The 19,613-nt window shown below is 51.7% G+C and carries 25 protein-coding genes and 1 tRNA gene; 24 read left to right on the top strand and 2 right to left on the bottom strand.

All coding sequences use genetic code 11. The features are described from left to right. The first annotated feature begins 41 nt into the window (after positions 1–41). From DG046_RS04380 to DG046_RS04300, 18 genes are all read left to right on the top strand, one after another. Positions 42–118 (top strand) — tRNA-Arg (locus DG046_RS04380). Between the two features lie 174 nt (positions 119–292). Next, the gene (locus tag DG046_RS04375; RefSeq protein ID WP_159082059.1) at positions 293–751 is read left to right on the top strand and encodes a MarR family winged helix-turn-helix transcriptional regulator; all 459 of its coding nucleotides are present in this window, start codon (positions 293–295) and stop codon (positions 749–751) included. Positions 752–754: 3 nt separating this feature from the next. Then, positions 755–943, top strand: coding sequence for a hypothetical protein (locus tag DG046_RS09635; protein WP_159082058.1), 189 nt, complete (start codon positions 755–757; stop codon positions 941–943). A gap of 105 nt (positions 944–1,048) precedes the next feature. Then, positions 1,049–2,182 carry a TlpA family protein disulfide reductase gene (locus DG046_RS04370; RefSeq protein WP_108831338.1) on the top strand — a complete coding sequence of 378 codons (1,134 nt, stop codon included), beginning with the start codon at positions 1,049–1,051 and terminating at the stop codon, positions 2,180–2,182. Between the two features lies 1 nt (position 2,183). After that, a complete protein-coding gene (locus DG046_RS04365) occupies positions 2,184–2,330 on the top strand; it encodes a CD1871A family CXXC motif-containing protein (RefSeq protein ID WP_108831337.1) in 147 nt (48 codons plus the stop codon). A 13-nt stretch (positions 2,331–2,343) separates the two neighbouring features. Then, positions 2,344–3,210: a 4Fe-4S binding protein gene (locus DG046_RS04360; RefSeq protein ID WP_108831387.1), complete on the top strand. Its 867-nt coding sequence runs from the start codon at positions 2,344–2,346 to the stop codon at positions 3,208–3,210. A 69-nt stretch (positions 3,211–3,279) separates the two neighbouring features. Beyond that, positions 3,280–3,951 (top strand): response regulator transcription factor, encoded by a 672-nt coding sequence (locus DG046_RS04355; RefSeq protein ID WP_108831336.1) that lies wholly within the window; start codon positions 3,280–3,282, stop codon positions 3,949–3,951. Further along, positions 3,938–5,065 (top strand): sensor histidine kinase, encoded by a 1,128-nt coding sequence (locus tag DG046_RS04350; protein WP_159082057.1) that lies wholly within the window; start codon positions 3,938–3,940, stop codon positions 5,063–5,065. The genes DG046_RS04355 and DG046_RS04350 overlap by 14 nt, the downstream gene beginning before the upstream one ends. A 138-nt stretch (positions 5,066–5,203) precedes the next feature. After that, entirely contained in the window at positions 5,204–5,746 is a 543-nt protein-coding gene (locus tag DG046_RS04345) for an RNA polymerase sigma factor (RefSeq protein WP_159082056.1), read from the top strand. Further along, positions 5,739–6,416, top strand: coding sequence for a DUF4367 domain-containing protein (locus DG046_RS04340; protein ID WP_108831333.1), 678 nt, complete (start codon positions 5,739–5,741; stop codon positions 6,414–6,416). The genes DG046_RS04345 and DG046_RS04340 overlap by 8 nt, the downstream gene beginning before the upstream one ends. Before the next feature lie 79 nt (positions 6,417–6,495). Next, positions 6,496–6,909, top strand: coding sequence for a hypothetical protein (locus tag DG046_RS04335; RefSeq protein ID WP_108831332.1), 414 nt, complete (start codon positions 6,496–6,498; stop codon positions 6,907–6,909). 29 nt (positions 6,910–6,938) lie between these two features. Beyond that, entirely contained in the window at positions 6,939–7,508 is a 570-nt protein-coding gene (locus tag DG046_RS04330) for a hypothetical protein (RefSeq protein WP_108831331.1), read from the top strand. Between the two features lie 28 nt (positions 7,509–7,536). Next, the gene (locus tag DG046_RS04325) at positions 7,537–7,773 is read left to right on the top strand and encodes a hypothetical protein (RefSeq protein ID WP_108831330.1); all 237 of its coding nucleotides are present in this window, start codon (positions 7,537–7,539) and stop codon (positions 7,771–7,773) included. A gap of 156 nt (positions 7,774–7,929) precedes the next feature. Further along, on the top strand, positions 7,930–9,408 hold the full coding sequence (locus DG046_RS04320) for an amino acid adenylation domain-containing protein (protein ID WP_108831329.1): 1,479 nt from the start codon (positions 7,930–7,932) through the stop codon (positions 9,406–9,408). Next, positions 9,389–10,126: a GNAT family N-acetyltransferase gene (locus DG046_RS04315; protein WP_108831328.1), complete on the top strand. Its 738-nt coding sequence runs from the start codon at positions 9,389–9,391 to the stop codon at positions 10,124–10,126. The genes DG046_RS04320 and DG046_RS04315 overlap by 20 nt, the downstream gene beginning before the upstream one ends. Before the next feature lie 43 nt (positions 10,127–10,169). Then, positions 10,170–10,388 (top strand): phosphopantetheine-binding protein, encoded by a 219-nt coding sequence (locus tag DG046_RS04310; protein ID WP_108831327.1) that lies wholly within the window; start codon positions 10,170–10,172, stop codon positions 10,386–10,388. Then, positions 10,388–11,818, top strand: coding sequence for an MBOAT family O-acyltransferase (locus DG046_RS04305; RefSeq protein WP_108831326.1), 1,431 nt, complete (start codon positions 10,388–10,390; stop codon positions 11,816–11,818). Before DG046_RS04310 ends, DG046_RS04305 begins: the two co-directional genes overlap by 1 nt. Positions 11,819–11,825: 7 nt before the next feature. After that, positions 11,826–13,601, top strand: a complete 1,776-nt coding sequence (locus DG046_RS04300; protein ID WP_108831325.1) for a polysaccharide deacetylase family protein — start codon at positions 11,826–11,828, stop codon at positions 13,599–13,601. Positions 13,602–13,654: 53 nt separating this feature from the next. On the opposite strand, the gene DG046_RS04295 is transcribed toward DG046_RS04300, so the two are convergent. Further along, a complete protein-coding gene (locus tag DG046_RS04295) occupies positions 13,655–14,185 on the bottom strand; it encodes a DUF3783 domain-containing protein (RefSeq protein ID WP_108831324.1) in 531 nt (176 codons plus the stop codon). Between the two features lie 110 nt (positions 14,186–14,295). Further along, the gene (locus DG046_RS04290; RefSeq protein ID WP_108831323.1) at positions 14,296–14,943 is read right to left on the bottom strand and encodes an HAD family hydrolase; all 648 of its coding nucleotides are present in this window, start codon (positions 14,941–14,943) and stop codon (positions 14,296–14,298) included. 66 nt (positions 14,944–15,009) lie between these two features. On the opposite strand from DG046_RS04290, the gene DG046_RS04285 reads away from it, so the two are divergent. The 6 genes from DG046_RS04285 to DG046_RS04260 all read left to right on the top strand — a co-directional run bounded on the left by DG046_RS04285 (position 15,010) and on the right by DG046_RS04260 (position 19,579). Further along, positions 15,010–16,041, top strand: coding sequence for a DNA polymerase IV (locus tag DG046_RS04285; RefSeq protein ID WP_108831322.1), 1,032 nt, complete (start codon positions 15,010–15,012; stop codon positions 16,039–16,041). 10 nt (positions 16,042–16,051) lie between these two features. Further along, entirely contained in the window at positions 16,052–16,462 is a 411-nt protein-coding gene (locus DG046_RS04280; protein ID WP_108831321.1) for a PaaI family thioesterase, read from the top strand. 9 nt (positions 16,463–16,471) lie between these two features. After that, the gene (locus DG046_RS04275) at positions 16,472–16,888 is read left to right on the top strand and encodes a PaaI family thioesterase (RefSeq protein ID WP_108831320.1); all 417 of its coding nucleotides are present in this window, start codon (positions 16,472–16,474) and stop codon (positions 16,886–16,888) included. Next, positions 16,878–17,771 carry a DMT family transporter gene (locus DG046_RS04270; protein ID WP_108831319.1) on the top strand — a complete coding sequence of 298 codons (894 nt, stop codon included), beginning with the start codon at positions 16,878–16,880 and terminating at the stop codon, positions 17,769–17,771. Before DG046_RS04275 ends, DG046_RS04270 begins: the two co-directional genes overlap by 11 nt. A gap of 90 nt (positions 17,772–17,861) precedes the next feature. Next, complete coding sequence (locus DG046_RS04265) at positions 17,862–18,938, top strand: zinc ribbon domain-containing protein (RefSeq protein ID WP_108831318.1); 1,077 nt, start codon at positions 17,862–17,864, stop codon at positions 18,936–18,938. Further along, positions 18,935–19,579 (top strand): DNA alkylation repair protein, encoded by a 645-nt coding sequence (locus DG046_RS04260; protein WP_108831317.1) that lies wholly within the window; start codon positions 18,935–18,937, stop codon positions 19,577–19,579. Before DG046_RS04265 ends, DG046_RS04260 begins: the two co-directional genes overlap by 4 nt. Positions 19,580–19,613 lie beyond the last annotated feature (34 nt).

The following is a 19,613-nucleotide window of genomic DNA, read 5'->3' as shown; positions in this document are numbered from 1 at the left end:
GAATTGCAAATTATGAAATAGGTGCGTATACTGTTCATTATGGAGCTGTAGCTCAGTTGGATAGAGCAGTGCCCTCCTAAGGCACGTGCCGGGGGTTCGATTCCTCTCAGCTCCGCCATTACATAAGCGACGATGCGTCTTATAAAAAGAACAATGCCGAATGTGGGATTATTCTTTTCTAATTGAAGGGATTCGGCAAGAATCTAACAATCAATTATGTATGGTACGATAATTGTCACTGGTCTATTAGATTGGGGTATTTATGGAAAACAATAAATCGATGCGAGAAGTCATGAATTCAATTTACCTGAAATATAAATTAAATTTCTACAAAAATCTCTATCGCAACAACCGGCAGCCGGATTCGCTGACGGTCATGGAAAAGTTTTGCGCCGAAGCCATTTACGCGCTTCAAGGGCCGACCATTAACGAACTGGCCAATTTTATTCGCGTGAGCCAACCGAATGCCGCCTACAAGGTGAATAATTTGGTGGAAAAAGGCCACGTGGAAAAAGTGCGTAGCCAAAAAGACCGCCGTCAGGTCCATCTCTTCGTCACAGATAAATTTAAAAAGTACTACCAAGTCAATTACGACTTTGTCGACGACGTGCTTAAATGCTTGGAAGAAAAGGTGCCCGAAGAAAAAATGCAGGTCTTTAAAGAAGTCATGGATGTGTTGGACGACGGCATCGTGGAATCGGTGACGAGAGAATTAGACGAAAGCTACTACAGCAACCACGGGGACGTGTAAATCGTGGAGCCGGGGTCTCTTCGCGTCTTCAGGCGTCTTGAAAAAGACATGTTGCGCACGGAAAAGGCCTATGTTCAGGCACTAACCAAAGCCATGGACGAGAAAGAGGCCGCGGATCTCCGTGCCTTGGAAGCAAGGCAAAGTGAATTTGAAGCGGCGATTCGAGAATTTAAAGCCGCCCTGTACGAATAAAAGTTCCGAGGAAGCATCCTTTTCCTCGGAATTTTTTATTGTCTTAACGCGGCCTTAACGCCTCGTCCGCTACAATGGCATTACCATTGAAAAAGGAGTGTTCACATGAATAAGAAAATGAAAAAGATTTTGGCAGGCGCCTTAATCGCGAGCTTAAGCTTCGGCCTTTTGGCCTGCGAAAAGAAAGACAATCGCCGGGAAGACCACCCGGAAGAAGTGGCCCAAGGTGAAAGCATCGAGGCCTCCAAGGCCGGCATGGGCAACGAAATGATCAAGCCCGCCGACTACGCCTGGCAAGTAAAAGATACTTATGAATTCCCCTACATGGGTGCAAAAATTACTTTGCCGAAGACCCTGCAAGACATGATGACGAAAAAAGACGTGATCATGTTGGACGATCAGTCCTTAGGCGAAAAGAACGAAATCAAATACGCCATGCTCACTTTCTCCGCTTTAACGGAAGAGGACAAGAACAAGGAAATCCCGAAAATGGGCGACGACTACCCGAAGTGGCTCGAGGCCATTAAGCGGGCCGGCACAATCGGCATCTACGACAAGTCCATGGACGAAGCCGCCATCGGCAAAGTCACGAAATGCGACACCCACACGAAACTCGGCGAAAGCAAAGACGGCAAATACAATTACTACTTATCCACGGCAGGCGATGTGGATGCATCCATTATGGAAGCATTAAAGGGCGTGACCCTCGAGACCATGGATCGAACCCCCATGGCTGAAAACGGCTACGTCTTTGAAGAAAAAGAAATGCAGCAAACCTCCGATGCGAAATCCATCGCCCCCTTTAAGACTGAGGACATCGACGGCAAGGCCTTTACCGACGCGGATCTTGCGAAAAACAAACTCACCATGGTCAATGTCTTCGCTACCTGGTGCACGGCCTGCATTCAGGAAATCCCCGATTTGGAAAAGCTCAATGCCGAAATGAAAGACAAGGCCGTCGGCGTCGTGGGCGTGGTCATGGACACCCACGAAGACGGAAAAGACATTCCCGATGCCCTGGATAAGGCCAAAGCCATTCAAAAGAAATTAAAGACCACCTATCCCTTCTTGAAACCCGACGATCAATTGATGAAGGGCCGCCTCCAAGGCATTCAGGCCCTGCCGGAAACCTTCTTCGTGGACAGCAAGGGCAACATCGTCGGCGAATCCTACTCCGGCGCCAAGAGCCTGGACGAATGGAAAGCCATCGTGGAAAAAGAACTGAAAAACGTAAATTAAGATGAAAGAAAAATACCGTGCCTATTTGGGCCCCGCCCTTCTCCTCGCATCCGTGGCCATGATGGCCTACGGCGTCAATCGGGGAGAGATGCAGGTGGTTCTGAACAAGGCCATACGAATTTGCATGGAGTGTATCGGCATTGGCTAGTGAAAAAAAATCCATGAAAGAAACAAAGCGCCACCTCTTTCAGGGCCTGTGGTTTCTCGCCACCAATTCCTATATGGAAGGCTTTAAGACGGGAAAAATCTATCAGGGCAAGATGAAAAACCTCTGCGTGCCGGGCATGAATTGCTACTCCTGCCCCGGTGCCAAGGGGGCCTGCCCCATCGGCGCCCTGCAGGCCGTCATCGGCAATATGGACTACAAATTTTCCTTTTACGTCGTGGGCTTTCTCTTCTTTATCGGCGCCCTCATGGGCCGCTTCGTCTGCGGCTGGCTCTGCCCCTTCGGCCTGGTGCAGGATCTGTTGCACAAAATTCCCTTCCCGAAGAAAATAAAAACCTTCAAAGCGGATAAGCATTTGAGAAAATTAAAATACCTGGTCCTACTGATCTTCGTTCTCCTCCTCCCTCTTTTTCTCGTGGACGTCCTGGGTCAGGGATCCCCCTATTTTTGTAAACTCATCTGCCCCGTGGGCATGCTCGAAGGGGGCATCCCCCTGGTCCTGAAAAACGAAAGCATGCGAGGCGCCGTGGGCTTCTTGTACGCGTGGAAAGGCGCCATTCTCGCCGCCACGATCATCCTTAGCATCGTCATCTATCGCCCATTCTGTAAATACATCTGCCCCCTCGGGGCCGTATACTCACTCTTCAATCCCATCTCTGTCTTTAAATACAGATTGGACGATAAGGCCTGCATCAATTGCGGCGCATGCGCAAGGGCCTGCAAAATGAACGTGAATCCCGTGGAAAACGAAAATTCCGCCGAGTGCATCCGCTGCGGTCAGTGCGAAAAGGCCTGCCCCACCGGCGCCATTACAAAAGGCCTTTGCACGAAGCAAAAAACAAAAGCAATACCCGAAAACTAAAAGATTCCGAAAACGCAAAGAGGCCCGGCCTGTTTGCGTTTTTGCTATAATGAGAAAAAAGGAGGCGCCATGCGACTGTTAATTGTAGAAGATGAAAAGGAACTGTTGGAATCCATCCCCGAAGGGCTCAGGCTCTCGGGCTACGCCGTGGATACGGCGGCGGACGGCGCCGAGGCGGAGGATCTCTTTTGGAGCGAAACCTACGACCTCATCGTGTTGGACATTAATCTGCCGAAAATCGACGGCTTCACCCTGCTCAAAGAAATTCGCGAAGAAGACAAGCAGGTCAATGTGATTATGCTGACCGCCCGCACCCAAGTGGCGGATCGGGTGAAGGGGCTGGACCTCGGGGCCAACGACTACTTAATCAAGCCCTTTCACTTCGACGAATTGGAGGCGCGCATCCGCTCCCTTCTCCGCAGAAAACAGGTGGTGGAAGACAGCGTCATCACCTACAAAAACCTGTCCTTCGACACAAGGGCGAAAATCCTCACGGGAAACGGCGATGTAATCAAGCTCACGGCCAAGGAGCTGGGCATTTTCGAATACCTGATCCTGAATCAGGGCCGCTACATCTCCGCCGAGGAGCTTATGGAACACGTGTGGGATATGAATGTAAGCGACGTGTCCAACGCCGTGCGGGTGCACATGTCCGCCCTCAGGCGAAAGATCAAAGAGGCCGTGGGAGAAAACATCATTCGAAACGAAATCGGAAAGGGGTATGTCATTGACAGGGAATAAAACCCGGCGTTCCATTATATTTAAGCTGACGGCGGCGAGCGTGGCCCTGTTGATGCTCATGCTCGTCCTTTCAAACTTTCTCATCGCCCGGCGCCAGCAGGACATCGCCGAAAACCTCACCGCCCAAGTGGAAAGCCGCATGAAGGGAAAGGCGGAAGGCGACTCGGTGATGGTGTTTATCGACCAGGAAGAAGTGCGCCACCTGGCGGATTTTAAGCTCTACGCCATCGGCGTCTTTCTCATCACAGGCCTTATGGGCGGAGGCATATTTATCCTTTTGATTCGCCGCACCTTGAGCCCCCTCGCCGTTCTAACGGAAAAAGTGGCGGCCACGGACATGGACGCCATGGCGGAAAAAGACAGCCTTGTGCTGAAAGAAGGAGCCTACGAAATCGTGGCCCTCTCCGAAGCCTTTCAAAAGACACTGGATAAAATCTACGACAATTACGAAAAAGAGCGGCTCTTTTCCGTGAATGTGGCCCACGAACTGCGCACGCCCCTGGCCGTGTTGCGCACTCGGGTGGACGTGTTCAAGAAAAAAAGAGGCCCCATGGATCCGGAACTTGAAGCCTTTGTGGGGAGCATGGAGAAAAACATCGGCCGCCTCAGCGATTTAGTGGAAGAGATCCTCTTTTTAGGCCGAGACGCCGCCCCGGTGTTTCGCCCGGTCAACATCAAGGCCATGGCCCAGGAGCTTCTTCTGGATCTCGAGGAAAAGGCCGAGGCAAAAGACGTGGCCCTTTCCCTCGAAGGCGACGACATGGTCCTCGAAACCGACGACGCCCTCCTGGAGCGGGCCTTGTATAATCTCATCGACAACGGCATTAAGTACAACCGGCCCGGAGGCAGCTTAAGCATCGTCCTTTCGGAAATAGGCGAAGATGCGCATATCGCCGTAGCCGACACGGGATATGGGATGGATGATGAGGCCAAAGCCAAAGCCTTCGACCTCTTCTACCGAGCCGATCCCTCGAGAAACCACGACGGCTACGGCGTGGGCCTGGCCCTGGTCAAAGAAATCGCCGGTCGCTTAGGCGGAAAAATCCACATTAAAGACAATCAACCTGCCGGGACCATTTTCGAATTCATCCTTCCGAAACAAGGGCCGCGGTAAGGGCAAAAACCTTTTTCATGCAACAAATCTCGATGCACTCGGGATTTGTTTTTTTGTGTGAAATTTCGGGGATGAGGCAATAAAATATTGTATTTTTACACATGCTTTGTTTTAATAAAAGAGAAAGGAGGGCGCCCCTTGCTTTTAAAGGACAGAAAAGACGAAGGATTCAATCAAAAAATCGAACACCATTACGAAAAGCAGAAGGCCTTTCTCACGGCCTACGGAAGCAAATGCCTGGGCTCGAAAGAAAAAGCGGAAGACGCCCTCCAGGAATGTTTTCTCGCCATCATCGAGAGAAAAGCCCAATACGCCGATCTTTCCGACGACGAATTCAGAAAAGTGGCCGTCACCATGATGAAATACAAATGCATCGATCGCCTGCGAAGAGAGAAGAAATGGGCGAATCGAGCCGTAGACGCGTCCAATGGCGCCTTCGATGCATTCGACGATCTGTCGGCGACCTATCTTAAAAAAGAGCAGGAGCAAATGGCCCGGGAGGCATTAAACAAACTGGATCCCCTAGGCCAACAGATCCTGTACCTAAAGTATTTTGAAGAGAAATCCTATAAAGAAATCGCAGAAGAGCTGGCCATAAGCACCAATCTTGTTCAGGTGAAGCTCTATCGAATCAAACAAAAATTGCGAAAAATGCTGGGAGAGGAGGGGGAAAATGAATGATCGACAATTGGATCTTTGGATAAAAAACGCCATGGAGAAAAACACGGAAGAAGAGATCCGCGCCCTCGAAGAGCAGTGGACAAGCGGCCACGACCGTGCCTTCGCCCCCTCTCGTGAAACCGACCGAAAAATCCTCGCCGCCATTCAAAGGAACAAAAAGAAAAATCCCTTAAAAAAAGCCGCCGCCGTTCTTCTCATGGCGGGGATCGGCCTAGGGAGCCTCTTTGCCTTTCACGGCGACGCCCTCGCCCAAATTCAATCCTATGTGGAAGCGTGGTTTAGCGACCACACCGCCATTTACTTTACTCAAAAGGAGAGCATAGAGAAAAAAGACTGGGAAATCACCTATGTTCCGAAGGGTTATAAAAAGAAAGAGACGCGGGATCTTACCAACATGATGGATGTCGTCTACGAAAACAAAGAAGGAGAACAACTCTATTTTGACTACGCAAGTAAAGAAGGTGCCTATACCGTCGGTCAGGACAACGAACACGGAAGCATGAGAAAATTGCGGATCGGAGAGAATGAAGCCATCTTATACGAATCTCAAGACGCGTCGTTTATGAATACCTTGATTTTGGATACGGAAGATTACGTCTTTACCTTGGACGGCTACCTTTCGGCGGACGAGTTAATAAAAATGGCCGAATCCATCCGTGAAAAGAAATAAAAATTTCAAAAAGACTGTACAGTTTTTCCTTCGTGAAACGTTATAGTAGTGAGACGAAAAGAAAGGGGGTGACAGAAGCATGAAAAAGCGGGTTATGTTGTTCTTTGTATTTGCCTTATGTTTTATCTTGATACGTGGAGAAGCCTATGCCATGCCTATGGGAGATACTTCAATAAATCCACTCTGGATCGATAAGAGCAGTTCAAGAGTCAACCTAACGATAAATCATGGCACGGCGGTAGCATCTGCAAAACTTGTCGGTGGACGAGGAACGGAAAAAATATCGGCGACGATGTATCTTCAAAAGAAAGAAGGCGCATCATGGTCTACGGTAAAAACGTGGCAAGATGTAAGTAATGGGAAAGACTTGTCTTTCAGTCAATCAGCACGGATCAGCAGGGGAAATACCTACAGGGTTCGCGTAAGAGTGACTACAAAGACGAATGGTAAGGAAGTAACAAGCAATATCTATTCGGGTACGAAGAATTATTGATATTATTCGAACCGTGAAGGGGGATTTTTATGAGAAAAGCGTATAAAATGGTCAGTCTAGCGTTCTGTCTAATGATGGCGTTTATTGTATGGATGCCGGATAGAGGATTTGCCGCGTCCGAAGATGACCTTATGGATAGTGTTGTATCTCCCATTGTTGTAAGAGAGGATAATCAAGGGGATATTGTTAACGTACAGAGCAATGATAAAAATAGTAGGCGAGTGGTAAATCCGGTTCGCTACAAAAAAACAAACGTTCGTCATTATACAAGCTATAGTAACTGGAAAAGGGTTTCGTCGGATTTAACGACAGGTCCTAGAGGTGGCAGCATAAGCTGTAATGAAGAAGTGGAATTTTCCGGAAGTGTATCGGGAAAAATTAAAGGTATTTCTGTTTCTTTTGGAGGTAGTAAAAAATCAAAAGTTGGATATACACTTCATGTCGGTCCGAATCAGACAAGACATATGGTGTATCGAGTCCAGTATGCTGTAGAATCTGGGACACGAGTAGTGTATGATGCGATAACGGGAAAAGTGATTTCAAGGAATAGCTACACTGCAAAAACAGTAGTAACCGGAGAGTATGCTTTATCGAAATAATATCTCGAGAAAGACAGGAGAAAATCACATGAAGAAAGGGTACAAAAAGTACGGCTACGTCATTAGCATGGTCCTACTTGGCCTAATAGCCAGAGATCATGGAATTTTAGTATGGGAAGATTCTATCCATTTTGACGATCTGTACATACGTATCGTCATCGTTGTTATTATGTTAATTCTATTGCCTCACGCACTGGACGCTTTTGACGTACCGAGTGAAGAGAAGGTAGAAAAACCGGAAAACAAGGATAAAGTCGGAGATTGAGCAGAAACAGCCGACGGAATTTTTTCGAACGGCGATAAATCGAATTGAACATAAAGGAAATTATCGAGCAAGCTTTTGCCTGCTCGATTTTTTCATAGAAAGCGAAGGATTGTGGTCAGGGGTTTTTATACGTGGTAGAATTTAGCCGAGGTGTTTATGTTAGTTATCGATAAATTTGAACAGACCGTGGAAAAACACGGAGATAAAATCGCCCTGGTGGACGGCGTGCGGTCCATTACTTTTTACGAGCTGAGAAAAGAGGCCATGGATTTGGCGGCGGCCCTTTACGAAACAATCGGCGCTGAAAGCAAGCCCATGCTCGTCGCCGTGAATCGACGCATCGAAACGGTGGTGGCTTATTTGGCCGTGCTCTATTCCGGGAATTTCTACGTGCCCGTAAGCGACGAGGAAGCGGCGGGGCGCATGGCACAGATCGCCGAAAAGCTCGAGGCCGAGGCGGGGATTTTTCACGAAAAAAATTGCTTTGAATCCTTAAATCTTACGGCGATTTCATCGAAGGCGAAGGCGACGGGGGCGGTGGATGTCGATGGCCTTCGGGCATCTGTCATCGACGCCGATCCCTGCTACGTCCTCTTTACCTCCGGCTCCACCGGGGCGCCGAAGGGGGTGGTGGTGGCCCAAAAAATGGTGGTGGATTTCATGAACTGGATCCCGAAGGCCTTAGGGATCGATGCAAGTTTTAACATCGCCAATCAAACGCCCCTGTACTTCGACGCGTCGGTGAAGGAGTTGGCCCTTATGATGGGGGAAGGGGCCACGGTGCATTTAATGGACAAAAAGCTCTTTCTCTTTCCCGTGAAGGCAGTGGAGTATTTAAACGAACACAAAATTTCCGCCATTCTCTGGTCCGTCTCCGCCATGAATCTCCTGGCCAATTCCAAGGTCTTCGACGCCGCGGTGCCAGAGCATTTGAAGGTGGTGGCCTTTGCCGGGGAGGCTTTTTCCGCGGAGAAATTAAAGGTCTGGCGCGACGCCGTCTCGGCGGATTACTTTAATCTCTACGGGCCCACGGAAACCACCGTGGACTGCGCCTATTACAAGGTGGATCGGGAGTTCGGCCCCGGGGAAGTGATTCCCATCGGCCGGGCCTGCGAAAATATGGAATTAATGATTTTAGACGGCGATGTGCCCGCGGAAAAGGGCGAGCTGGTGGTGCGGGGCACGGGGGTAGCCTACGGCTACTACAAGGATCCGGAAAAGACGAAGGCCGTCTTCGTGCAAAATCCATTGAACAGCCGCTACCCCGAGATCGTCTACCGCACGGGAGACATTGTGCGAAGAAACGGGCGGGGCGAAATCGAATTTCTCGCCCGAGAAGACGATCAGATCAAGCGCCACGGCTACCGCATCGAATTGGGGGAAGTGGAGCGGGCCCTTTTTGCCTTCGGCATCAAAGACGGCATGTGTTTCTACGACCGCGAAAAGGAGCGGATCGTCGCCGTCTACACCGGGGAAGAATTCTCCCGCATGGATTTTCGCAAGGGGCTCAAGGCCCATTTGCCCGCCTACATGATTCCGGACCGCTTTATCCACGTGGCGTCGCTGCCGACGACGCGAAACGGAAAAATCGACCGAAAGGCATTGGAGGAAGCCTATGAACATGGTGCCCTTTAAGGACGAAAGGGACTTGGACGCGCGCCTGGCTGCTTACAAGGGGAGCGTGAACAACGACTACATGAACCGCCGCCGCTATGTAGAGGAACTCGAGGATCTCTACTATTTCGACGACGGGGATCTCTACATCGGCACGGAGAAAAACGGCCGATGGCACGTGACCTATTACTTAAAGGAGAACAAGCCCCTGGATTTGAACGAGGCCTTGGTCACGGAAATCGTCGGTCGCCGGCCGGACACTTCCGCCGCCGAGGCCGTGGGCTTTCGCCTCTACAAGATGCGCCTGCGCCTGCGCCTTCGTCTGAAGGAAGAATTGGGGGAAATTTCTCCCCGCGTCGCGACTTTGGACGACGTGGACTTTGTGGCCCGGGGCATCGCCGCCTTCGATCCCGTTTCGGGAAATCATCAATCCACGGATGAAATCGAGAGGGATGTAAGGGAGGGCCGGGTTATCGGCATACCCGGGGCGGGCTTTTTGCAGTATTCCGTAAGCCCGACGGAGCAGACCATCGAGCATTTGTACGTGGAGCCTTCTCGCCGCGGTAGGGGCCTGGCCCTGGAGCTGGTGAAGCACTACGTGGCCGCCTGCATTGAAAAAAAGCGGGCCACCGTGTGGACCGACGCCGAGGGCGGAGCCGCGGGCCTTTACGAGAAGGCGGGCTTTCGAAAAGACGGCTTTCACTCGGCGGTCATGGTCTACGCACCGGAATTGAAATAACCGGCGGCTAATTGTATAATGGGAAAGAATCGAAGGAGGAGCTATGAAAGAATCAATCATTGAAATCATCGAAAACATCACCGGCGAAGTGGTGAAAGAAGATACGGATTTAATCGAAGAAGGTATTTTGGATTCCTTCGACATGGTGAGCCTGGTGTTGGAGCTGCAAGATGCCTTCGACATTACCATCGACGTGTCGGAACTTTTGCCGGAAAATTTTGAGTCTGTCAATACCATCGCCGAGTTTATCGACAAATTATAATGGCCTTTACCGAACTTTCCTTTCTCTTATTTGTCGCCCTCTTCGTCGTCATCTATCGCGTCGTCGGTTGCAAGTGGCAAGTCTTACTGGTCGCTTCCCTTATGTACTACGCGCTCTACGACATCAGGGCGTTTTTTTATCTGTTTACGGCCATTTTCACTACCTACTTCGCGGGAAAAATCCTCTACAAAACCAAGAACAAGGCCCTTTTATTCGCCACCCTGGTCGTGAATTTCGGCCTCCTGTCCCTGGTGAAGTTTACGGATCTTTCCGCCTTTAAAATCGCCATTCCCCTGGGGATTTCTTTCTACACCTTTCAGGCCACATCCTACATTATCGACCTGTATCGGAATAAATACCCGCCGGCGGACAATCTCTTAAAATACGCCCTGTATCTGTCCTTTTTTCCGCAAATCGTGCAGGGGCCCATCTCCCGCTACGACGCCATTTCCGAGGACCTTTATCGGGCGGAAGCGGATAGCCTCTCCTTTAGCCGAGGCCTTCTTCTCATGCTCTACGGCTATTTTAAAAAGCTCCTCATCGCCAATCGCGCCGCTCTCGTGGTGTCGGGGATTTTTGATCATCCCGACGATTTCGGCGGCGGCTTCGTGTTTATCGCCATTATTTTCTACTCCATTCAGATTTACTGCGACTTCAGCGGCGGCATCGACATTGCAAGAGGCGTGGCCTATCTCTTCGGCGTGGAGCTTTCGGAAAACTTTAAGCGACCCTTTTTTGCCACATCCCTTACGGACTTTTGGCGCCGTTGGCACATTACCCTCGGGGCGTGGATGCGGGACTACGTGTTCTTCCCCCTGTCCCTGACAAAGACCTTCGGCACCATTAACAAAAAATCCCGCCGGATTTTGGGACGCCACGGCGGCAAGGTGCTTACTTTAACCATTTCCACCTACATCGTCTACTTGCTCATCGGCATTTGGCACGGCGGCGGCTTTAATTTCATCGCCTTCGGCCTCTACAACGGGACTTTGATCTCTCTGTCCCTTCTCTTCGAGCGGCGATTTAACGCGGTGAAAAAAGCCCTCTCCATCGACGATCAGAAGGCGCCCTACCGGGCCTTTCAGGTGATTCGCACCTCCTTTTTGGTCTTTATCGGCCGCTACTTTACCCGCTCCGGAAGTTTTTCCCAGGCAATTTTCATGCTGAAAAAAACCCTTCGGGACTTCAGCTTCCGCCACGGGGATTTCGGTGTGGAGCCGAAGGATTTTGCCGTCATCGGTCTGGCTTTTCTCGTCGTGGCCGTGATCTCGTCGATTCAAGAGCGCGGCGTGGATGTGACGGAGCGGATCCTTTCCGCCAAGATGCCGATGAAGGCGGCCCTTATCTTCGGCGCCATGGCGGTGATTCTCTACTTCGGCGTCTACGCCCAAGGCTACCGCTCCGTGGAATTTATTTACAGAAATTACTAGGTGAACTATGGAAAAGAAGACGAAACAATTTAATCGGCTGTTTTTACTCATCGCCCTGGGGATTTTTGTGGCCATCGCCGCCTTTAACGGGCTCACCGATCCCTTTAATGTCTTCGGCGACCCTCTGTTTCGTTGGTACGGCTACGACTACACGCAAAATCCCCGCACGGCGAAGATTACCTACTTAAAGACCCACCAAAAAGAAAAACAGTATAAAAATTTCATCGTCGGCGCATCCGGGGCCAGCTCCATTCCCTTGGATAAGCTCAAGGCCTACACGGGAAAGGACTACTACAATGTCTTTCACTACGGCGCGGACCTTTACGACACGGAAAAGACCGTGGCCTTTTTGGTGAAGAATTATCCCGTGGAGTCCATTATTATGCCTCTGGCCATTCCCTCGGCCACGAAGTACCACGAAAACAATCGGGACTTAAACTACCTCCTTCATCCGGATGTGAGCGGGGAAAATAAATTCACCTTTTACAAAAACTACCTCTTCGCCAATCCCCGCTACGGCGCGGACAAAATCGCGGCGAAAAAAGAGGACAGCTACATTCCGAAAAATTTCGATGTCTTTCACGAAGACGGCAGCTACGACAAGCGGGTGCGGGACGTGGAGTACATGGGATCTTCGGAAGAGTACATGAAGAATCAGCATTTCGACATTCCCGCGGATAAAATTCCCCTGTCTTCGCAAGACGAGGCCATAGCAGCCATCGGAAGGATCAAGGCCATGTGCGACGAAAACCACATTCCCATTACCTTTATTTTGACGCCTATGTATGCCGGGCAAAATGCCCGCTACGACAAGGAAGAGGTGAATACCTACTACAAAAAGCTTGCCGAGACCGTGGATTTTTGGGATTTCACGAACACGCCTCTGGAGAAGGACCCCCGGTTTTTCTACGATCCATCCCACTTCAGAAACGCCATGGGCGCCATGATGCTGGATAAAATTTACAAGGGCGAGGGAAATTACGGAAAGTTTATTGCAAAAGGCCGCGTGGAGCAGGCCGCAGCCCAGGCCCCCGAGGTCTTGGAGCGCAGTTACTACATCTTCGCCTTCCACCACCTGGCGGATGAGGGCGACGGCCTCTACACTATTTCTCCGGCCCGCTTCGAGGAATTTTTGCAGTACCTCAAGGACGAGGGGATCCAAACCGTCCACTTTAAGGACCTGATGAATTTCGTCGAGGGAAAAGGGGATCTGCCGGAAAAATTCGCCCTCATTACCTTCGACGACGGCTACGATTCCAATCTGAAGCTGGCCTATCCATTGCTTAAAAAATACAATCAGGTGGCCACGATCTTTCCCATCGGAAAGACCATGGGCATGGACACTTATCCCGGTACGGACAAACCTATGAAGCGCCACTTTTCTCCCGAAGAGGCCATTGCCGCTTCCGATGTCTTCGAGTACGGCTCCCACAGCTACTTCTTCCACCAAACACAAAAGGTGAAGGGCAGCGCCTTCAGGGAAAACATGGGCAGGCTCAAAGGGGAAGATGAGGAACACTTTATGGCGGCTTTTAAGGCCGACGACGCACGGTTTAAGGCGGTGTACGAGAAATTCAACGACCACGCGCCCTACGCCTTCGCTTATCCCCAGGGCATTCACGACGATTTGACGGAAGTGCTCCTTACGGAGGCGGGCTACAAGGTGAGCGTCACCTCGGAGGAAGGAAAGAATTACACGGTGAAGTACCTGCCCGAGACCCTGCGTCGATTAAAGCGGGTGAATGTTTCCGACAGCTTGGATCTTCACTCCCTCAATCCGTAAAAAGAAGCATAAAAAACGAGCCCCTGCGTCGCTGCGTGGGACTCGTTTTTCTTTTACAGACTTTCTTTTAAGCGGCGAATGGCTTCTCTTACGTCGTCCTCTTCGATGTCTTCGCCCTTTAAGCGAAGGTTTTTGGCAAAGGTGAGGGCCTCATCCCTGGCTTGGGTGGGCTCGGATTCCTGGGCTTCGATGACTTCCTGGGCCACGGCCATCATTTGCGACCAAGCCTGAATGACGGCATTTTCCCGGCGGATGTGGGTAACGAGCCGGGCGAAGGACCAGTCTTTGTTGGTTTCGGTCATGGCCGCCTTGTGGGGGAAGATCTCGCCCATTTCCCTGAGGGCGAGGAGAATCTCCTGCAGATCGTGGGAATGCAGATCCACGAAAACCACGAGCTCCTCATCCGGGGCTTCTGCCTTATCCCCGGTCTTTTCGTAGCCTTCAAGGCCCGCAAAATAGCCTAAAAGCTCGCCCACTTCTTCCTTTTCGACTTCCCGCACGTCGATGGCCTGTGCCTCGGCGGCTTCAAACAAGTGGGCCCGCCGCGCCTCGCCTTCGACGCCGTAAAAAATGATTTGACTCATACTTCATTCCTTCCTAATCTGTGATCTATTCCGCGCACGTAAAGGTGCATTCATCAATTTGTAAAATACCTTAGAAAATAGATACCCGGTGAAGAAAAAATTTAATCGGATCAGGCGCGGAAGGGGCCTTGAGCCTTTTCATGCCAGTTCAGATGCAAATAGCCCTCGGCGTCGGTTTTGTTGTTGATTAAATAGCGTGTCTTCACGAGCTCCATCATGGGGCGATCGGCGGCCAGGGAATCGCTGTAGGCCACGCTGTTTTCGTAGTCGATTTTCATGTTCTTTTCCGTGAGATGGGCGAGGATATTGTCCACCTTCTTTGCGTGCTTGTTGTTGTCTCCCACCATTTCGAAATCCTCGTCGGTTTTCGTGCCGATAATGTGATCGAAGGGAAGTACGTCGGCCACGTACTTCAGGTAGTCCTCCACGGAGGCGGAGACGAGAAGCAAGTAGTAGCCCGCCGCTTTCAGGGCGTAGATTTCGTCCACGGCTTCTTTAAAGGCATAGGCCATGACGTCGTCGTAGACGAAGGCCTTGATTTCATCTTCCGTGTAGTAGCTGAGCATGGAGAGAAAACTGTTCTTTACATTTTTCTTTACGGTCTTTGGGGAGCGAAGGAGGCTTCCGGCGACGAGGGATTTATAAAGATTCTTCCGAAATCCGGGGATTTTCCGCGCCGTCACGTCGTATAATATAAAAATGGAGTCTTTCGAGATCACCGTGCGGTCGAAATCGAAGAGGGCAATTTTTTGTTTCATGGATTCTCCTTACCCGCCGCACTTCCGCCGGCGGCGGTTTTTTGTTATAGTAGATTGGTGATGCATATGGACATTTTACATGTGGATATGGATGCGTTTTTCGCCTCTGTTGAGATTTTATTGAATCCCGTCCTGAAAAACAAGCCCCTGGCCGTGGGCGGGAGAAATCCTTCGGGCATCGTGACCACGGCGAGCTACGAGGCGAGAAAATACGGCGTGCACTCGGCCATGCCCATGTTTATGGCGAAAAGCCTGTGCCCGAATCTCATCGTGGTGCCTACGCGAAAGGGCCTCTACGGCGAGGTGAGCCGAAAGGTCTTCGGCTATTTGGAGCACTACGGCTACAAAATGGAGCAGGTATCCATCGACGAGGCCTATTTGGACATTACCGGCGCCAAGGATCCTGCCGCACTGGCGAAGACCATGCAGAGGGAAGTGGCGCGGCGCTTCGGCCTTTCCATGAGCTGCGGGCTGAGCTACAATAAATTTCTCGCAAAAATCGCCTCGGACATGGACAAGCCCGCGGGCTTTACGGTGATCGACGAAGCCCGTGGGCGGGAAATCATTAAGGATCTTCCCATTTCAAAGATCCACGGCATCGGCGAGAAGACGGCGGCGCGGCTCCGTGAGCTCGGGATTCACACCGGGGCGGACCTGCTCCTTTTGGAGCGGGATTTTCTTAAGGAGAGCTTCGGCAAAATGGGCACGGAGCTCTACGACCGGGTGCGGGGCGTGGACCTGAGGCCCGTGGAGCCCGGCAGGAAGCGAAAATCCATCGGCACGGAAGAGACCTTCCCCGAGACCAGAAGCCGCGCTTTTTTTAAGGAGCGGCTTATGGAATCGGCGCGGCAAACGGCCTTTCTCATGGAGAAAAAGGGCATTGTGGGCTACACGATTACCGTGAAGATCAAGACGCGGGATTTCGACACCCACACCAAGTCCAAGACCTTCCCCGAGCCGGTGGAAGGGGCCGAGGCACTGTATAAGGAGGCCAAGGCCCTCTTCGATTCCCTTTACGGCGGCGAGAAGCTTCGCCTCTTGGGGCTGAGCGTGTCCGCATTGGAAGAAAATTACAGCAGGCAACTGCGTTTTTTATAGGAGGTGCAGAATGGAAGAATGGAGACAAGAGAGAGTGCGGGAAATTTTTCAGCGCTTTACGAGCCTCTTTGATCTCACGATTTTGGAGCATACGGACGATACGATTTACGCCCGCTGGCATGTGGACGAAACGGTGCTGAATCCCGCGGACATCGCCCACGGCGGGGCGGTGTATTCCGTGACCGACGCCATTTGCGCGGCGCTGGGCCTGCGGAACAACCACCTGCTTACCCGAGGCGTCAACTTTTACTACTACCGCTCCGTGGTCTTAGGGGACGCCTACATTCGCGCCGACTTTAAAAAAGTCGGTAAATACACCTCGGTCATGGAAGCGGAAGTGACCCAAAACGGCAAGCTCTGTGCCAAGGGCATGTTCGACATGGCCTATATGCCGCAAGCGGAACAAATCGAGATGGAGTAAGGAGGAACTATGGATCGCTACGAATACCTACAAGACAGCGTGGACCATCGCCTCATGGACGATTCCGAACTGAAGGTCGTCGAGCGTCGGGACGGGGGCATGACCTGCACATGGAAAGTGTGGCCGGGGGCCATAAACTCCGCCGGCACCTGCCAGGGCATGATTCATTTCGGCATGGCCGATGTAATCAGCGCCATTCTCTGCGACCGGGAAGGCGTCGTCGTCACCCAAAGCGCCTCCTGCTTCTACCACGCCCCCCTCTATGAAGGGGAAGTGGTGGCCGAGGCCTTTTTCAACAAGCGGGGCAAGGTCAACGACAATGTGGAAGTGCACTTTTTTCAAAAGGACAAGCTCTGCTTCCAGGCGATTTTCAGTATGCACGCCACCGGCGTGGTGCTGAACAAGGGGGGAGAGGATGAAGCGTAATCAAGCCATCTTCCTCTTAGTCCTTACCACGATCATTTGGGGCATGGGCGTGGTGGTTCAGGTAACCGGCATGAACCACATCCATCCCTTTGTATTAAACATGCACCGTTCCCTGGCGGCGGGGCTTTTCCTCCTCGTGATTCTCCTGTTTGTTCCGAAACTGAGAGGCGTGGGAAAGGATCTCGGGGCCACGATAAAGGGGGGCATTTGCTGCGGCATCTGCCTGAGCGTGGCCATGGCCCTGCAACAATACGGCCTTCAATACACCACTGCCGGAAAGACCGGCTTTATTACGGCCCTTTACATCGTCCTCGTGCCCATGGGCGGGATCTTGCTTCGCCACGCGATTTCAAAGAAGACCTGGCTCGCCGTGGCCATTGCCGCTGTGGGCCTGTATTTTATCAGCATAAAAAAGGGCGCGGGCTTTTCCATGGGCCTCGGAGATTTTCTCGTCTTTCTCTGCGCCATCGTCTTTGCCGTGCACATTCTCGTCATCGACTACTTTGCCGAGGATGTAGACGGCGTGGCCATGAGCTGCATCCAGTTTTTCACGGCGGCGATTTTTTCGTTCATTTTCGTCCTGCCCACCGGGGCCTCCCTTTTCGGTGAATACACCAAGGCCCTGCCGGCGATTTTGTACCTGGGGATTCTCTCAAGCGGCGTGGGGTTTACCCTGCAGATCATGGGTCAGCGCCACACGGACCCGACAACGGCCAGCTTGATCCTAAGCTTGGAATCGGTATTTTCCCTCTTAGGGGGCTTTTTGTTCTTAAACGAATCTTTGACGGGGCGGGAAGCCTTGGGTTGTGCGCTCTTGTTTGCGGCCATTCTCATCGCCCAATTGCCCGTGGAAAAACTTCTGAAGATACCGGCGAAGAAATAAATTTATTTCCTAATATTCGGCATTCGTGCAATAAATAGCCATCTCTCGGGTATAGATCTATCCAAAGGACTATGTCAAGGAGGGAATGAAATGAAGTGTCGTTTTTGCGGAAATAATAATGAGCCCGGCGTCAAATTTTGCGCGTCCTGCGGGACGCCCATGGTCTATCCCCTGGGTTACAAGCCCGAGGACGAGGATGCGGCGGAAGAAAAAGCGACGGTAGAAGCCGCCCCGGAAGAAATCGAGAAAGCCGCGGTGGAAGAAGAATCGGTGGAAGAGGAACCGCCCGTCGTCGAAGAAGCTGCTGAAGAAGAAAAGCCGGAGGCCCTTGTCGTCGAAGAAGCGGCTGAAGAAGCGGCTGAAGAAACACCTGAAGCAATCGAAGCCGCCGATGCATTTGAAGCGCCTGTAGCCGAAGAGGCGGAAGAAAAAGCGGAAGAAGCGCCTGTTGCAGAGGAAGCCGTTACAGAAGAAGCTCCGGTTGTAGAAGAATCCGTTGCAGAAGAAGTGCCTGTTGCCGAAGAGGCGGAAGAAAAAGCGGAAGAAGCGCCTGCGGTTGAGGAACCCGCAGTTGAAGAACCCGTAGCGGAAGAACCTGTGGTTGAACCCGAAGCACCCGCAGTTGAAGAATCCGTGGTTGAAGAAGATTCCCAACCGGAAGAAAAAATTCAGGCGGTGGATGATTTCGACTTATCCAAGCCCATGGACAAACGCAAGAGACAGGCCTTAAAGCGCAAGCAAAAAGCGGCGAGAAAACAGGACCAAGACGGGGACGCCGCCGAGAGAAAGCGCCTTGAGCATCAAAGCCACAAGGGCAAGGAAGCGAAAAAGCCGGAAGAAGCGGCGTCCGTAAAAGAAGAAAAGCCGGAAGAGGCGAAAGTCGTGCCGGAAGAGGCGAAAGCGGCGCCGAAAGAAAAAATCCAAGCGGCCGACGATTTCAAAAAAGAATCGGAAAGGCCGCAAGTCAAGCAAAAAGAAAGCACGGCGGAAAAGAAAGCGGAAGCGAAGCCGGAAGAAAAAATCCAAGCGGCGGACGATGTGAAACTCGAGAAAAAGAAAATCGAAGCCGAGGCGAAAGCGCCGGCGAAAAAAGGCCGCGTCAGCCCGGTCCTTATCGTCCTCGTCCTCTTGATCCTTCTCGTTATTATCTATAAACTGGTGAAATGAAGGATCTAAATGCCGCCCTCAAGGCATCGGCCACGGCGAAACACAAGGCCTTTTCGGAAAAACTGATCCCCACCGTGGCCCCGGAGACGATTTTAGGCGTGCCCATGCCCGCATTGAGGAAATTGGCAAAGGGCGTGGACCGCTCTTTTCTCGCGGACTTGCCCCACGCGACCTACGAGGAAAATATCCTCCACAGTCTTTTGATCAACGGCTTGCCCGCCGAGGAAGCCTTGGACGCCATTCACACCTTCTTGCCCTATTTGGACAATTGGGCCGTGGTGGACGCACTGGATCCGCGGGCCTTTTATAAGGGAGATTACATCGAGGACTACATTCGCCTTATGAAATCCCCCGCGCCCTACGGCCGCAGGCTGGGCATCGTCTTGGCCCTGCGCCATGTGAAAGAAGATCCCGAAAGGCTCATGAACGCCGTGGAGGCCGCGGAAAGCGGCCACTACTACGTGGACATGGCCATGGCCTGGTTCTTCGCCGAAGCCGCCCTTTACGAACCGGAGGCCGTCCTAAGGCGACTGGAAGAAGGCACCCTATCGCCATCGGTGCATAAAAAGACCATTCGGAAAATAAAAGAATCCCGCCGCGTTCCCCCCGCTGTGAAAGCGCGGGTGCGCGCCCTGCAGTGAGATGACGGCTCCTTTCGAGGAGCTGTTTTTGTGA

Source organism: Aedoeadaptatus coli, assembly GCF_900343085.1.
Taxonomy (GTDB): domain Bacteria; phylum Bacillota; class Clostridia; order Tissierellales; family Peptoniphilaceae; genus Aedoeadaptatus; species Aedoeadaptatus coli.
This window is presented reverse-complemented; position numbering and strand designations above follow the sequence as displayed.